A 13,961-nucleotide genomic window follows, 5' to 3' on the forward strand; every position below is an offset into this window, starting at 1 on the left:
GTCGCCAATTGCGGAACAATAAGGGAACAGATATATCCGTTCCACCGACTCGCAATGGAGCAGTGGCATGGAGGTTGATCGATACGGCGAGCGCCGTCTCGACTTTGCCGGGTGGCTGTTGTCGCAGCGCGATCGCGGCGACTGGATCGATGCGATCGCCGACCAGGCGCGCCGCGACCGAGCCTTCCCCCGGTGCGGTACCGTCGATGATGTCCGCGCGCATTTCGAGAGGGCGCACGCCGACGGCGTGGCGCTGGCCGCACTCGATCATGCCGAACTGGACTATCACGCGTATTGACAGAGGTCGGTTGACTTTAGCTAGGCAGAAAGGCTCACCAAAAATCAGATATGAAATCGTCGAGCTTTGCCTTGCAGTCGCGAGATAGCGTCAACCAGCAACGGCGCCTGTCGTTCGGGTCATTCGTCCGGATAATCAAGCCTGCCTGCTCCATCATGAGCATATATCGAAGCCAAGTCGTTTGGGCCACGCGAATTAACGGGCCGATGGCGGATACCGACATTTCCGTTTGCTCTTCTTCAGCGACGTACAATTGAAGAAGAGCGTCCTGTATCGGGTCGGTCATAGGAACGGGCGCAATTTCCGCGACCTTCGCCCTAAACGAAATGATGGCACGCGCTCGGTACGCCATCACGCTCGGTCGTCTTTGGACCAGGACGGGTCGTAACCCTTCGTCTTCATTCGATGGCGATGTCTTAGCGTTCCGAGCAAAATGAGAATAAGCGTAGGATACGCGCTCATCGCATGCAGGATCAGATAGACGTCCCGATAGTAGAGCGGCGCGTACCAGATTGCCAATTGCAGCAGTAAGCTGACGATCAGGATCGCGGCTAGCCATAGGAGCCAAAACCTCTCCGCCAGCAATGCCAGCGTCACAATAACTAAAGTGAGAATTGTATCGACGGCGAAAACGCCTACCTCTCGGCCGCCGAAGATGCGATGCGACGCAACTGCAGCGGTGGCGAAAACGGCAACCACGATTGCCGCCATCGCCAGCCGCTCTGGCGCACCGCCTCGACTAAAGCTCCACACGGAGACCGTCAGCAGGGTCGCTAGATAGAGGTAGGCATTCACGCTTGTCGATCGACGTCAGGCAACCAGCGACAGCGATTGCTTGATGGGTTCAGGGTCGCCGGTCGTGGGAAAGATATCGCCATGGGACGTCGGCTCGAAGAATTCGTGTTCGACGCCGATCTCGTGCATCCGCTTGTGACACCGCCCCAGATGAGCGCGGGCCTCGACCGTGAGCATCATCGCCTTCACGGCGTCAGTCAGCGGCGCTTGAATGATCCCGAACTTCAGTTGCAGTTGCCGACGATCGGCTACCAGGGACTGTACCATGGTCGCGGCGGAAACGATGGCGTCGTCTGCGGACTGCTCGGCGGTGAGCAGGCCATGCGTAATATCTGTAATGACCGGATGGAGCGGCTTAACCATCGCGAAACCCCCTGTTCAGGTTATGGGCGCAGGTTCGTGAAGATGGACACGAGGCCTACGGCAGCAACAACCGACATGGCGAGCGCGACGCAAAGCGCCACGACCATACCAACGATCATGAGCAGGCGACGTCCGAGCCCTAACTCGTGAGGCGCGATCACCCGCTCTAGATACAGCATCCGGGAGACCCATCCCCCTGACGCTGCCGGCTCCAGCTGCGAAACCACGGTTGCCCCGGCAGTGACTTCGCCCTCAACCCGATCAATTTCACCGGTATGTTCGGTGGGGGTAGCTTCCTTACGGTCGGCGTCGGACGAGCGGAGTATTCGAGCGGCCTCCTTTCTATTGCGTGCGCCCAGTTTCTGACGGGCATCCGCGAGGTAGCCGTTCACGGTTGCGGGTGAGATGCCAAGCTCAGCAGCAATCTGACCCGTATCGAAATGCAGGGCGACGAGTTCAAGGCACCGGCGCTCGCGCGGCGTGAGACGGGATAAGGCATCTGATTCGGGCACAGGTGTTCATACCGCCATATCGGACCAAACCAACGTCCCGCAGCTGGATCAATCGGTCGGTCGGTCGCCGCACAAATTGCGTGAACCGAAGTAAGTGCAGCGATTGCCGACCCGAATTGCGCGCTATTCCCCCCGCCTCGCCCGCGCTCTTTTCGTGGCGCTTTTGACGCATGGACCGCACCGCCGGTCCCCTAGGGTGAAACAGCGGCTGATCGCCGCGAATTGGGCGCGCCCGTGCGACGCAGATCGACGCAGCCAGCGTGCCCGCGCGCGCGACGGCTGCAATTCGGGTGGCACGGGTCGTGCTCGTCCCCGTCGCTAAGCCATCGGAGCGGCGCGAGCCGCTCCGACCGACGGTCGCCGAGGGCGTGTCGGATGGGGGCGGGTGTGCCGTGTGAAGGGGAGGGGACAATCAAATCAGCGTATCGCGTAGCGATTCCTCTTCAATCTTGATTCTACCAGCGGGTAGTCGGCAAACTATGAACTCGCACTAGACACAAGGCCGTCGCGCTGATCGATCGAAGCGCTCATCCGCGATAGGATGGCCGCCAGCTCCGGGTTCAACGGCGTGGCCGGCCGAGCCGGCATTGCGCCCCCTCGCAGCTTCTTCAGGGCGATCGTCAAAAGGTTCTGGAACGTCGACTTCGCCTCGGTAACCAGCTGCACCGCCCAGTCGAAGTAATAGGCGTTGGATGTCTGCTCCAGCTGGGGACCTGCATTGCCCTCCGCCCCTTCCTTGGTCTTCGTACGTCGGACCCAGCTGACGAACCCAAACCGCTTCAGTCTGGCGAGCGACGCCTTTACGAAGCCGAGGCTCTTGCCCGTCTCGGCCGCGATCGTGGCGTAGCTTGGGAATAGCTGACCGGTCAGGTGGTTGTACCGATCGAGCAGATACCAGAGGATTGCGCGATCATCGCCGTGCAGCCGTTCGCTGGTCGGCGTGACGTCTTCGCGCGTGCCGGCGCGCCGGTCAGCGCGCGCTTGGCGCAGGTCGATGCTATGCGCGCGGTATAGCCGATCGAATGCGCCGAGCGCTGCGCCTCTGATGGCCGCCCAGTGCTTGCGGCTACCGCCACCATGACGATGCTGGCGCCAGGGCTGCGCCTTCGGCGAGGTCTCGTGATAGCTGTCGCGGCGTACGGGGTCCGTCGCCCCGCGGTCCTTCCGGAAACCTGAAGTGCGGTGCAAAACTTCCGCTGCCAGACCGCCGAACGCAGTTCGGTTGCGGTTTGGAAACGACCCGTAAGTCTTTGATTTTGGCACGCCAAATATATCCCGGATCGGGAAACGGGCTAAACTTCTCAATGGGTTATGGCGGTATCATAATCCTGGGGTCGGGGGTTCAAATCCCTCCTTCGCTACCACCCGCCGCAGCGTGCGCGCTTAAAAACATCGGTAATTTCTTCATCGGACGTTCAGATTGTCCGAACTCGCGAGCGCTTCGTTCGTTGATGGTTAACGACATCAGCGAGAGAGGATAGCCGCCATGCCGATCGTTGCCCCCCTTCACCCGATTCTGGTCCGCGACGAGCGGGATCGCCCGCCCCGGATGGCGGGCCTTCTGTACGGATTGCTCCTCGCCCTCCCGCTCTGGGCGGTAATCCTGATGGTCGCGCTCTAGGCGCTGCGGTCGCTGGTCGCGTGGGTTGCGTGGTGCAGGACGTTCCCCATGTTGCGTTCGACCCCGCGACCGGCATAGACGTGCCGCTCGCTTCGAACGGAATTTGATCTCATGGCTGTTACGCACCACACCCGTATGCTCGTCCTCGGTTCGGGGCCGGCCGGCCTGTCCGCTGCCATTTACGGCGCACGGGCGGGTATGGAGCCGATCGTGGTGCAGGGCATCCAGCCTGGTGGCCAGTTGATGACGACGACCGATGTCGAAAACTATCCGGGCTTCCGCGATGTGGTGCAGGGGCCTTGGCTGATGGGCGAGATGCAGGCCCAGGCCGAGCATGTCGGTACGCGGATGATGTGGGACACGATCGTCGATGTCGATGTGACCCGCCGTCCGTTCCGCCTGACCGGCGACAGCGGCGATGTGTATGAGGGCGAGGTGCTGGTGATCGCCACCGGGGCACAGGCGCGATGGCTTGGCCTCGACAGCGAGGAATTGCTGAAGGGCAAGGGCGTGTCGGCCTGTGCGACCTGCGACGGATTCTTCTATCGCGGCAAGAAGGTCGCGGTAATCGGCGGCGGCAATACCGCGGTCGAGGAGGCGCTGTACCTGACCAACCACAGCGACGACGTAACGATCATCCACCGCCGCGACAGCTTCCGCGCCGAGCGCATCCTTCAACAGCGGCTGTTCGCCAGCGAGAAGATCAGCGTGCTGTGGAACAAGCAGGTCGAGCGCTTCGTCGGTGGCGGCGACCCGCATGGGCTGGTCGGGATCGAGTTGAAGGACACGGTAACCGGCGAACTGTCGATGCTGGAAGTCGATGGCGGCTTTGTCGCGATCGGCCACCATCCGGCGACCGAATTGTTCCGCGGGCATATCGCGCTGGATGACGACGGTTATATCGCCGTCGAGACGGGATCGACGCGGACCAGCGTGCCAGGCGTGTTCGCGTGCGGCGACGTGATGGACAAGACATATCGGCAGGCGGTGACGGCAGCGGGCACCGGTTGCATGGCGGCACTGGACGCCGAACGCTTCCTGCAGGCGGTGGAGTTTGCCGACGTAGCCGAAGCCGCCGAGTGACCGCTCGCCGGGCGCAGTGCCCGGCGAGGTGTCTCATACGCCCGCGTCGGTCAGGCGCGCGAGCTGATTGGGTGTGAGCGTCAGTTCCCACGCGCCGACCAGTTCCTCCAGTTGTTCGACGCTGGTAGCGCTGGCGATCGGGGCCACGACGCCCTTCTGTGCTGCCAGCCACGCCAAGGCGATCTGGGGCAGGGTCGCGCCGGTTTCGGCGGCGACGGCGTCCATTGCCGCGAGGACGGTCGCCCCCTTGCCCGCCAGCAGATCGGCCATTCCGCCGCCGCGCACGCTTTTCGACAGGTCGGCGGTCGAACGATATTTGCCGGTGAGGAAACCGGCGGCGAGGCCATAGTAGGGGGCGACCCCGATATTATGTTCGACGCACAGATTCTGCAGCTCGCCCTCAAATTTGTGGCGGCTGACAAGATTATATTCGGGCTGCAGCGCGTGGAATCGAGGCAGCCCCTCCAACGTCGCAAGGTCCAGCGCCGATTTCAGCCGTATCGCGCGGAAATTGGACGCGCCCAGCACGCGTACCTGCCCCGCATCGATCAGCCGCCCGAACGCCGCCAGATAGTCGGCTTGCGGCGTGTCATCGTCATCCTGATGCGCGTAGTAGAGATCGATATGATCGGTGCCGAGCCGGCGCAGCGAGGCCTCTGCCGCCGCCGCGATACGGGCGGGGGCCAGCTTCGCACCACCTTCGCCCGGGAACATGCCAACCTTGGTAGCGATCAACACCTGATCGCGCTTGCCGGACCGGCGCAGCCACTCGCCGATGATCGTTTCCGATTCGCCACCCGCATGACCATCGACCCATGCTGAATAGACGTCGGCGGTGTCGATCATCGTGCCACCCCGATCGACGAACGCGTCGAGGATACGGAAGCTGGCGTCGCGATCGACCGTCCAGCCAAACACATTGCCGCCCAGAATCATCGGCGGTGTTGCCAACTCGGTCGCGCCCAGCGCGCGGCGGGGGGTGTCGGTCATGGTCGTTCCTTCGGGTCGGGGGCGATGGCGTGGGCGTCCAGCGCAGCATTGTCGAGCATGGCGGCGGCGTCGTTGAGTGCCGCTGCCTCGTCCTGTGTCACGCCGCCGGGGGCCGATCGGTCGTCAGACCTGCTGCATCCAACGAGCAGCAGCGCGGCGAGCATGGGGGCGAGAGATGGGGCGGGGCGCATCGATGATCTCCAAACGAAAAAGGCCGTGTCCCGTTGCGTCGGGACACGGCCTTGTTTCCTTACGCGGACGCGATCAGCGCTTCAGGTCGCGCCCGGCGTTTTCCAGTGCTTCACCAGTCTCGCGCTGCGCGTTCTGGGTTGCCGCATCGACCTTTGCCGCGCCACGATCGATCGCTGCACCGGCGCGATCGGTCGCGTTCTCAATCTTGTCGCCAGCACGGTCGGCGGCGTTTTCGGCGGCGCCGAAGGCGCGGTCACCAGCGGTCTTCACGTCGGTGACGGCTTCACCCATGGTCGCGTTCACGTCGGCGGCAACGGCATCGGCCGCCTCGCCGGTTTCGTTCTGCGCCTTCTGGCTGCAGGCACCGATCGAAAATGCGGCGGCGGCGAGCGGCAGCAGAATGAGCTTCTTCATGGCGGTTTCCCTTCCGTTATGATCGGGCGCCCAACGCGCGAGCGCTTCCGCGGTTGCATCGTACGATCGGCGATCATCGCAGCGTATCATCGATTGACCTGATATAAAGATTTCTTTATATCAAAAATCATGGCAACGGCCCTCGACATATTGCGCGCGGCAAGCGACGCGACCCGCCTGCGGGTTCTGGGGCTGTTGCGGTCGATGGAACTGTCGGTCGGCGAACTTGCGCAGGTGCTGGAACAGAGCCAGCCGCGTGTCAGCCGGCACATCAAAATCTTGTGCGATGCCGGACTGACGGTCCGTCGCAAGGAAGGCAGCTGGGTCTTCGTCGCGCTGGGTGAGCCGGCGCTGGTCGCGCCGCTGCTCGACGCGCTGGATGCATGGGCGGCAAATGATGATGCGTGGCGCGATGCCGATGGCGCGCGACTGGCCGAGGTTCGGGCCGATCGAGCGGCCGCCGCGGCGGCATGGTTCGAGGCCCATGCCGGCGAATGGGATGCGATCCGGTCGCTGCATGTCGCCGAGGAACAGGTCGAACGGGCGATGCTGGCGGCGCTGGGTGGCGCCAGGATCGGCTTGCTGGTCGACATCGGCACCGGCACGGGGCGGATGCTCGAACTCTTCGCACCCCAGGCGGATCAGGCGATCGGCATCGATCGGTCGTCGGAAATGCTTCGGCTGGCGCGGGCCAAGCTTACCGAGCGTGGGCTAGACCATGCCGAGTTGCGACAGGCCGATATTCAGGCTTTGCCGCTCGGCGCCGGCGCGGCGGATGCGGCGGTACTGCACCATGTGTTGCATTTCGTGCAGCATCCTGGTGCCGCAATCGCGGAGGCGGCACGCGTGCTGCGGCCCGGTGGGCGGTTGCTGATCTGCGACTTCGCGCCGCACGAACGCGAGGAACTGCGGGTGCGCGATGCCCATGCGCGGTTGGGTTTTTCCGACGAACAGATGCGCGGATGGTTCGCCGATGCCGGGCTGGCGCCGGTGTCGATCGAGACGCTGGGCGGCGGCGAGCTTACCGTGAAGCTGTGGATGGCGCGGCGCGCCTATGACGTACAAGAGGTGAAGGCGGCATGACTCCCACGATTTCCGATCTCGAAGAGGCGCGCCGCGCGCTCGACGCGCCGCTGTTCGCCGACCTGGCGGGCGATTGCGCCGTCAGTTTCGAATTCTTCCCGCCCAAGACCGAGAAGATGGAAGCTGCGCTATGGGAAACGGTACGCGCGCTGGAGCCGCTGGCACCGAAGTTTGTCAGTGTCACCTATGGCGCGGGTGGATCGACCCGCGAACGGACCCATGCGACCGTCGCCCGCATCGCCCGCGAAACGTCGATGCCCGCCGCCGCGCACCTGACCTGTGTCGAGGCGAGCCGCGCGGAGATCGATCAGGTCGCGCAGGAATATTGGGCGGCCGGTGTGCGTCACATCGTCGCGCTGCGTGGCGATCCGCCGACGATGGGGCAGAAGTTCGTCGCCCATCCCGACGGCTATGAGAATGCAGCGGCGCTGGTCGCGGGTCTGCAGAAGTTGCACCCGTTCGAGATTTCGGTTGCTGCCTATCCCGAATGCCATCCGGATTCGGCGCATCAGGCGGCTGATCTCGATAATCTGAAGCGCAAGATGGACGCCGGAGCGACGCGGGCGATTACCCAGTTCTTCTTCACGCCCGAGGCATTCTTCCGCTTCCGCGATGCTGCCGCGGCGGCGGGCATCACCGCCGATCTGGTGCCGGGCATCCTCCCGGTGTCGAACGTGGCACAGGTGCGCAAGTTCGCCGGAATGTGCGGCGCGTCGATCCCGGCATGGATGGATCGGTTGTTCGAGGGGCTGGACGATCATCCCGGTGCGCGTGCGCTGGTGGCGGCGACCGTCGCTGCGGAAATGTGCCGCAAGCTCTATGCCGGCGGGGTGCGCGACTTCCATTTCTACACGCTGAACCGTGCCGAACTGTCCTACGCCATCTGCCATCTGCTGGGGCTTCGGCCGAAGGCGACGCCGGTCGCTGCGGCGGCCTGAAGGGAACTGCCATGATCACTGCCCGCGAACGGCTGAACGCCGAAGCCGCCAAGCGCGTCCTCATCACCGATGGCGCGTTCGGCACCGAAATCCAGAATTGGAAACTGTCCGAGGCCGATTATGCCGGCACGCTGACCCTCGGCCACGACCAGAAGGGCAATAACGACATATTGGCGATCACCAAGCCGGAGGTGCCGGAGACGATCACCCGCGCCTATCTGGACGCCGGGTCGGACATCGTGTCGACCAACACGTTCAGCGCGAACCTGATAAGCCAGGCCGATTACGGCGCGGAAGCGCTGGTCGCCGACATCAATATCCAGAGCGCGCAGATCGCCCGCCGGCTGGTCGACGATTATGCCGCGCGCGATGGGCGACCGCGGTTCGTGGCGGGCGCAATCGGGCCGACCAACAAGACGCTGTCGCTGTCGCCCGACGTCAACGATCCAGGCTATCGCGAGATAGACTTCGATTATCTGAAGGGTGTGTACCGCGAACAGATCGACGCGCTGGTGACGGGTGGCATCGACTTCGTTCTGATCGAGACGGTGTTCGACACGCTGAACGCGAAGGCCGGCGTTCTGGCGGCGATCGAAGCGGGGCAGGCGTTGGGCCGAGACCTGCCGATCATGTTGTCGATGACGCTGACCGACCTGTCGGGCCGCAACCTGTCGGGCCATACGGTCGAAGCGTTCTGGCACGCGATCCGCCATGCGAAGCCGGTGACGATCGGGCTGAACTGTTCGTTCGGCGCGGAACAGCTGCGCCCACATGTGAAGACGCTGAGCGATATCTGCGACACGCTGATCATGGTCTATCCCAACGCCGGCCTGCCCAACGAACTGGGCGCCTATGACGAAGCACCTGCGACGACGGCGGCGCTGGTCGGCGACTGGGCCGATCATGGGCAGGTGAACGTCCTGGGCGGCTGCTGCGGATCGACCCCGGCGCATATCAAGGCGATGGCCGAGCGCGTGGCAGGCGTCGCCCCGCGCAAGGTGCCGGGCGTGCCGGTACAGACCCGCCTTGCGGGGCTGGAACCGTTTACGATGGCGGCTTGATCGCAGAAGCCCTCTCCCCTTCGGGGGAGAGGGTTGGGAGAGGGGCAGTCCGCCGCCCTCTCCGCAACGTCCCCTCTCCCCGACCCTCTCCCCTGAAGGGGAGAGGGAGAGAAAGCTGACATGACCAACGCCTCGACCAATTTCGTCAACATCGGCGAACGCACCAACGTGACTGGCTCCGCCCGCTTCAAGAAGCTGGTGATGGCGGGCGACTATGCCGCCGCGGTCGAAGTCGCGCTGCAGCAGGTCGAGAGCGGGGCGCAGGTCCTCGACGTCAACATGGACGAAGGGTTGCTCGACGCGCATCACGCGATGACGACCTTCCTGAAGCTGATCCAGGCCGAACCGGACATCGCCCGCATCCCCGTGATGGTCGACAGTTCGAAGTGGGACGTGATCGAAGCCGGTCTGAAATGCGTGTCGGGCAAGCCGATCGTCAATTCGATCAGCATGAAGGAGGGCGAGGAACAGTTCCTCCACCACGCCCGCATCTGCATGAACTATGGCGCGGCGGTCGTCGTGATGGCGTTCGATGAGGTCGGGCAGGCCGACACCAAGGAACGCAAGGTCGAGATCTGCGAGCGCGCCTACAAGTTGCTGACCGGCATGGGCTTTCCGCCGGAGGACATCATCTTCGATCCCAATATCTTCGCGGTGGCGACTGGGATCGAGGAGCATAACAACTACGGCGTCGATTTCATCGAGGCGTGCCGCGAGATCAAGGCGCGCTGCCCGCACTGCCATATCTCGGGCGGGCTATCGAACCTGTCGTTCAGCTTTCGCGGGAACGAGCCGGTGCGCCGGGCAATGCATTCGATCTTTCTCTATCACGCCATTCCGGCAGGGATGGACATGGGGATCGTCAATGCCGGTCAGCTCGACGTGTACGACACGATCGATGCCGATCTGCGGACGGCGTGCGAGGACGTCATCCTCAACCGCGATTCCGAAGCGACCGAACGGCTGATCGCGCTGGCGGAGAAGTATAAGGGGACCGATGCGGTCGCCGAGAAGGCGGCGGCCGAATGGCGCTCGCTGCCGGTCGTCAAGCGGCTGGAATACGCGCTGGTCAAGGGCATCGACGCGCATGTCGTCGACGATACCGAGGAATGCCGCCAACAATTCGCACGGCCCATCGAGGTGATCGAAGGGCCGTTGATGGACGGTATGAACGTGGTCGGCGACCTGTTCGGGTCGGGCAAGATGTTTCTGCCGCAGGTGGTGAAGTCGGCGCGGGTGATGAAGAAGGCGGTGGCGCACCTGTTGCCCTTCATCGAAGCGGCCAAGGAGCCCGGCGCCAAGGGCAAGGGCAAGATCATCATGGCGACCGTGAAGGGCGACGTCCATGATATCGGCAAGAACATCGTCGGCGTCGTCCTGCAGTGCAACGGTTTCGACGTGGTCGATCTGGGCGTGATGGTGCCGTGGACGAAAATCCTCGAAGCCGCGAACGAGAATGACGCCGACATGATCGGCTTGTCGGGCCTCATCACGCCGTCGCTGGACGAGATGGTGACTGTGGCCGAGGAGATGAAGCGGGCGGGCATGACGATGCCGCTGCTGATCGGTGGCGCCACCACGTCGAAGGTGCATACCGCGCTGCGCATCTCGCCGGCCTATGACGGGCCGATCGTCCTTGTCCTCGACGCCAGCCGCGCGGTGGGCGTCGCGACCACGCTGGTGAGCGATACCGGGCGGGCTGCCTATGTCGAACAGGTTGCCGCGGATTACGAGGCGGTCCGGATCGCCCGTGCCGGCAAGGGGCAGAGCGACCTTTCGCCGATCGCCGAGGCACGGGACAACGGGTTCGTGATCGATTTCAACCAGAAGCCGGCTGCGCCCAACAAGCCGGGGCGGCATGTATTCGACGACTGGGACCTTGCCGATCTGCGCGACTATATCGACTGGACGCCGTTCTTCCGCGCATGGGAACTGGCGGGCAATTTCCCGGCGATCCTGACCGATGAGGTCGTCGGCGAGAGTGCCACGTCGCTCTATGCCGATGCGCAGGCGATGCTGGACCGGATCATCGCCGAGAAGTGGCTGACCGCGCGGGGCGTCGCGGCGCTGTGGCATTGCCGGCGCGACGGGGACGAAGTGATCGTCGACGTACCCGCCGAGCAACTGGAACCGGCGATGGAGGCGGGGCGGGTGTCACCGCTCTCGGGCGTGCCGCACGACTTTGCTACACCGATGCAGACGACCCACGCCACCCACGCGATCCGGATGCCGTTCCTGCGCCAGCAGGTGAAGAAGCGCGAAGGCCGGGCCAATATGTGCCTTGCCGACTTCATCGATCCGGCGGGCGACTGGATGGGTGGCTTCGCGGTCGGCATCCACGGCATCGACCCGCATATCGCACGATTCAAGGCGGATAACGACGACTATCAGGACATTCTGCTGAAGGCGCTGGCCGACCGTCTGGCCGAGGCCTTTGCCGAGCGGCTGCACCATCATGTGCGGACCGAGTTGTGGGGCTATGCGCCGGATGAACAGCTGACCAACGAGGCGATCATCCGCGAGCAGTATCGCGGTATCCGCCCGGCTCCCGGCTATCCGGCGTGCCCGGACCATAGCCAGAAACCGATCCTGTTCGACATGCTGGGTGCCGCGCAAGCCACCGGTATCACACTGACCGACAGCTTCGCGATGCTGCCGACGGCGGCGGTGTCAGGTTTCTACTTCGGGCATCCCGACAGCGCCTATTTCGGAGTGGCGCGGATCGGTCGCGACCAGCTGGAGGACTATGCCACCCGGCGCGGCGTCAGCATTGAGCAGGCGGAGCGGTGGCTGCGGCCTAATCTCGACTAAGGGCATCCAGCAGGTGGTCGCGTAGCCAGTCCGCGTCGCCGGGACCAGCGAAGCTGTGACTGTCGCTGTCGCGGCGATGCAGGGACGCGGGCTGGCGACGGTCCCATGCGTTGAGGAAGGCGATCGCGGTGTGGTCGCCGGTCGCCAGCAGGATGTCGGCGGGCGCCGTAGTGGCGAAGGATCGGACCAGTGCGTTCCGGGCCGGGCGGGGCTTGGCCAGGGCCGCCAATCCTTGCGCCAGGCGGCGGAGGTTGACGCCGCCCGTCAGCAATCGCCGCCATTCGGCCGGCGACGTCAGCCGCGCGGCATAGGTCGCGCGGATCGCCGCCGGAGGAGGCAGGTCGCCCGAGGGCTCGACAACCCAGGGGTTGGCGAGAACCAACCGATCGATACCGGCATCGCGGTGGAACAATGCGAGCGCGGTCGCCGCGTCGCAATTGCCGAACGCCACGATCCGCGTGACGCCGGTGTGTTTGCGCAAAGCGGCGGCGGCGGCGGCGATGTCGGGCGCGCTGGAGCGGAAACCTTTGTTCCGACCGGTCGAATCGCCGATGCCGCGCCGATCGAAGCGCAGGACCGGACAGCCGGCACCCGCGATGGCGGCGGCAAGCAGCGCCATGCCGCGATGCGGGCCGATGCGCAGTTCGTTGCCGCCCGACACGATCAGCAGTCCGGTCGTGCCGGGCGCGCCGTCCAGCGTGCCGGCCAGCGTTTCGCCGAGGCAAGGGAAGGTTACCAGCCGACGCACGCACGGCTCCAGGCGGCAAGATCGTCGGCAAGGTGTTCGGCAAGCATCGGGTCATCGCCCGGTTCGACCCGCCGCCACAAGGGCGCGGCGTCGATGCGAAGATCGGCGTCCTTGGGATCGGTGCCGAGGCGGACGACACGGCGGGGGTGGGTGTCGGCAGGATAGGCCGCGTCGAGTTCGTCCAACAGCTTGGGGGCGATCCGGTTGCCCGCGACTTCCACGGTCGTTGCGCTGCGGTCGATACCGGTCGGACGGGCGATGCGGGTCAGTTCGCGGACCAGCGCCGCGCCCGATTGCGGGCTGAGCTGCCAGCGACCGGCGAGGTCGGCATCGGTGTCGAACAACGCCCCGGCGCGGATCGACGCGCCGATCACCGGGCGGTCGGTTGTGGCCACCAGCGCGGTGACGGCAGCGCGCCAGTCGGCAAGGGTCGCAGCTTCGGTGGGCAGCGCGCTTTCCCCCTGTCCAGGCAGGTCGGGCAGGATCGATGCGACCCCGCGCACCGCGAGCGCGCGCAGCAGCCCGACTGCAAAGGTACGAGTGCGGTTCGCTTCCTCGAACGGGGGCAGCAACAGCAGCACGACCGGACCGGTATCGGGACCGAAGCGCCAGAGCGCCTCATGCCCGCCGGGCCAGTCGTAGCCGTCGATCAAGCGGGAACCTTGGCGCGGGCGAAAGCGACCAGCGAGCCGAAGGTTTCGAGCGTGTCGCCGTCGATATCGTCATCCTCGATCAGGATGCCGAGCCGGTCCTCGATCTCGGTCAGGACCCCGGCGACCGCCATCGAATCGAGTTCGGGCAACGCACCGAACAACGGGGTGGCATCGTCGAACGCCGCCGCCCGTTCGTCCGACAGACCGAGGACGTCGCGCAACACCGCGCGGACCGTTTCGTCGATCGAACCCGTACCCGTCTGGATCACCCGTACACTCCCCCTTTTGCCGGGACGGTTTAGGGTGTGTTCGGGGTGCTGCCAAGCGGGGTGTGATGGTGGGCAGGCACTGCTCGCGCCCGACAGCTATCCCCGCGCAGGCGGGCATCCAGGGTTTTCG

General features: G+C 64.7%; 16 protein-coding genes. 6 read left to right on the forward strand and 10 right to left on the reverse strand.

What is annotated here, in order from left to right; translation table 11 throughout:
• Positions 1-67: 67 nt before the first annotated feature.
• Positions 68-298, forward strand: a complete 231-nt coding sequence (locus QZ755_RS03420) for a hypothetical protein (RefSeq protein ID WP_294319766.1) — start codon at positions 68-70, stop codon at positions 296-298.
• Between the two features lie 351 nt (positions 299-649).
• Here the strand turns inward: QZ755_RS03420 and QZ755_RS03425 are convergent, their stop codons facing one another.
• From QZ755_RS03425 to QZ755_RS03440, 4 genes are all read right to left on the reverse strand, one after another.
• Positions 650-1,093 (reverse strand): hypothetical protein, encoded by a 444-nt coding sequence (locus QZ755_RS03425; RefSeq protein WP_294319768.1) that lies wholly within the window; start codon positions 1,091-1,093, stop codon positions 650-652.
• Between the two features lie 15 nt (positions 1,094-1,108).
• Positions 1,109-1,456: a hypothetical protein gene (locus QZ755_RS03430; RefSeq protein ID WP_294319770.1), complete on the reverse strand. Its 348-nt coding sequence runs from the start codon at positions 1,454-1,456 to the stop codon at positions 1,109-1,111.
• Positions 1,457-1,476: 20 nt separating this feature from the next.
• On the reverse strand, positions 1,477-1,968 hold the full coding sequence (locus QZ755_RS03435) for a helix-turn-helix transcriptional regulator (RefSeq protein ID WP_294319771.1): 492 nt from the start codon (positions 1,966-1,968) through the stop codon (positions 1,477-1,479).
• A gap of 477 nt (positions 1,969-2,445) precedes the next feature.
• A complete protein-coding gene (locus QZ755_RS03440) occupies positions 2,446-3,231 on the reverse strand; it encodes a helix-turn-helix domain-containing protein (protein WP_294319773.1) in 786 nt (261 codons plus the stop codon).
• Positions 3,232-3,700: 469 nt separating this feature from the next.
• Between QZ755_RS03440 and trxB the strand changes: the two genes are divergently transcribed.
• Positions 3,701-4,672: a thioredoxin-disulfide reductase gene (trxB, locus tag QZ755_RS03445; protein ID WP_294319776.1), complete on the forward strand. Its 972-nt coding sequence runs from the start codon at positions 3,701-3,703 to the stop codon at positions 4,670-4,672.
• Between the two features lie 33 nt (positions 4,673-4,705).
• On the opposite strand, the gene QZ755_RS03450 is transcribed toward trxB, so the two are convergent.
• The 3 genes from QZ755_RS03450 to QZ755_RS03460 all read right to left on the reverse strand — a co-directional run bounded on the left by QZ755_RS03450 (position 4,706) and on the right by QZ755_RS03460 (position 6,268).
• Positions 4,706-5,662, reverse strand: coding sequence for an aldo/keto reductase (locus QZ755_RS03450; protein WP_294319778.1), 957 nt, complete (start codon positions 5,660-5,662; stop codon positions 4,706-4,708).
• Complete coding sequence (locus QZ755_RS03455) at positions 5,659-5,826, reverse strand: hypothetical protein (RefSeq protein ID WP_294319780.1); 168 nt, start codon at positions 5,824-5,826, stop codon at positions 5,659-5,661. Before QZ755_RS03455 ends, QZ755_RS03450 begins: the two co-directional genes overlap by 4 nt.
• A 100-nt stretch (positions 5,827-5,926) precedes the next feature.
• The gene (locus QZ755_RS03460) at positions 5,927-6,268 is read right to left on the reverse strand and encodes a hypothetical protein (protein WP_294319781.1); all 342 of its coding nucleotides are present in this window, start codon (positions 6,266-6,268) and stop codon (positions 5,927-5,929) included.
• A 129-nt stretch (positions 6,269-6,397) separates the two neighbouring features.
• On the opposite strand from QZ755_RS03460, the gene QZ755_RS03465 reads away from it, so the two are divergent.
• The 4 genes from QZ755_RS03465 to metH all read left to right on the forward strand — a co-directional run bounded on the left by QZ755_RS03465 (position 6,398) and on the right by metH (position 12,161).
• Positions 6,398-7,351, forward strand: a complete 954-nt coding sequence (locus QZ755_RS03465) for a metalloregulator ArsR/SmtB family transcription factor (RefSeq protein ID WP_294319783.1) — start codon at positions 6,398-6,400, stop codon at positions 7,349-7,351.
• Positions 7,348-8,289, forward strand: a complete 942-nt coding sequence (metF, locus tag QZ755_RS03470; protein WP_294319785.1) for a methylenetetrahydrofolate reductase [NAD(P)H] — start codon at positions 7,348-7,350, stop codon at positions 8,287-8,289. Before QZ755_RS03465 ends, metF begins: the two co-directional genes overlap by 4 nt.
• Before the next feature lie 14 nt (positions 8,290-8,303).
• On the forward strand, positions 8,304-9,350 hold the full coding sequence (locus QZ755_RS03475; RefSeq protein WP_294319983.1) for a homocysteine S-methyltransferase family protein: 1,047 nt from the start codon (positions 8,304-8,306) through the stop codon (positions 9,348-9,350).
• Between the two features lie 120 nt (positions 9,351-9,470).
• A complete protein-coding gene (gene metH, locus QZ755_RS03480) occupies positions 9,471-12,161 on the forward strand; it encodes a methionine synthase (RefSeq protein WP_294319787.1) in 2,691 nt (896 codons plus the stop codon).
• Here metH and QZ755_RS03485 read toward each other — a convergent pair.
• Genes QZ755_RS03485 through QZ755_RS03495 form a run of 3 tightly spaced genes read right to left on the reverse strand, consistent with a single transcriptional unit; the run spans position 12,148 to position 13,831 of the window.
• Positions 12,148-12,909, reverse strand: a complete 762-nt coding sequence (locus tag QZ755_RS03485) for a hydrolase 1, exosortase A system-associated (RefSeq protein ID WP_294319789.1) — start codon at positions 12,907-12,909, stop codon at positions 12,148-12,150. The two genes, metH and QZ755_RS03485, sit on opposite strands and share 14 nt — an antisense overlap.
• Positions 12,894-13,562 carry a hypothetical protein gene (locus tag QZ755_RS03490; RefSeq protein WP_294319791.1) on the reverse strand — a complete coding sequence of 223 codons (669 nt, stop codon included), beginning with the start codon at positions 13,560-13,562 and terminating at the stop codon, positions 12,894-12,896. The genes QZ755_RS03485 and QZ755_RS03490 overlap by 16 nt, the downstream gene beginning before the upstream one ends.
• Positions 13,559-13,831 carry an acyl carrier protein gene (locus QZ755_RS03495; RefSeq protein ID WP_294319793.1) on the reverse strand — a complete coding sequence of 91 codons (273 nt, stop codon included), beginning with the start codon at positions 13,829-13,831 and terminating at the stop codon, positions 13,559-13,561. The genes QZ755_RS03490 and QZ755_RS03495 overlap by 4 nt, the downstream gene beginning before the upstream one ends.
• Positions 13,832-13,961 lie beyond the last annotated feature (130 nt).

Source organism: uncultured Sphingomonas sp., assembly GCF_913776855.1.
Classification (GTDB): Bacteria; Pseudomonadota; Alphaproteobacteria; order Sphingomonadales; family Sphingomonadaceae; genus Sphingomonas.

Excerpts from the sequence above, each read along its gene's own strand:
- QZ755_RS03420 (WP_294319766.1), top strand. The coding sequence starts at position 68 with ATGGAGGTTGATCGATACGGCGAGCGCCGTCTCGACTTTGCCGGGTGG.
- QZ755_RS03430 (WP_294319770.1), bottom strand. The coding sequence starts at position 1,456 with ATGGTTAAGCCGCTCCATCCGGTCATTACAGATATTACGCATGGCCTG.
- trxB (WP_294319776.1), top strand. The coding sequence starts at position 3,701 with ATGGCTGTTACGCACCACACCCGTATGCTCGTCCTCGGTTCGGGGCCG.
- QZ755_RS03450 (WP_294319778.1), bottom strand. The coding sequence starts at position 5,662 with ATGACCGACACCCCCCGCCGCGCGCTGGGCGCGACCGAGTTGGCAACA.
- QZ755_RS03455 (WP_294319780.1), bottom strand. The coding sequence starts at position 5,826 with ATGCTCGCCGCGCTGCTGCTCGTTGGATGCAGCAGGTCTGACGACCGA.
- QZ755_RS03460 (WP_294319781.1), bottom strand. The coding sequence starts at position 6,268 with ATGAAGAAGCTCATTCTGCTGCCGCTCGCCGCCGCCGCATTTTCGATC.
- QZ755_RS03465 (WP_294319783.1), top strand. The coding sequence starts at position 6,398 with ATGGCAACGGCCCTCGACATATTGCGCGCGGCAAGCGACGCGACCCGC.
- metF (WP_294319785.1), top strand. The coding sequence starts at position 7,348 with ATGACTCCCACGATTTCCGATCTCGAAGAGGCGCGCCGCGCGCTCGAC.
- metH (WP_294319787.1), top strand. The coding sequence starts at position 9,471 with ATGACCAACGCCTCGACCAATTTCGTCAACATCGGCGAACGCACCAAC.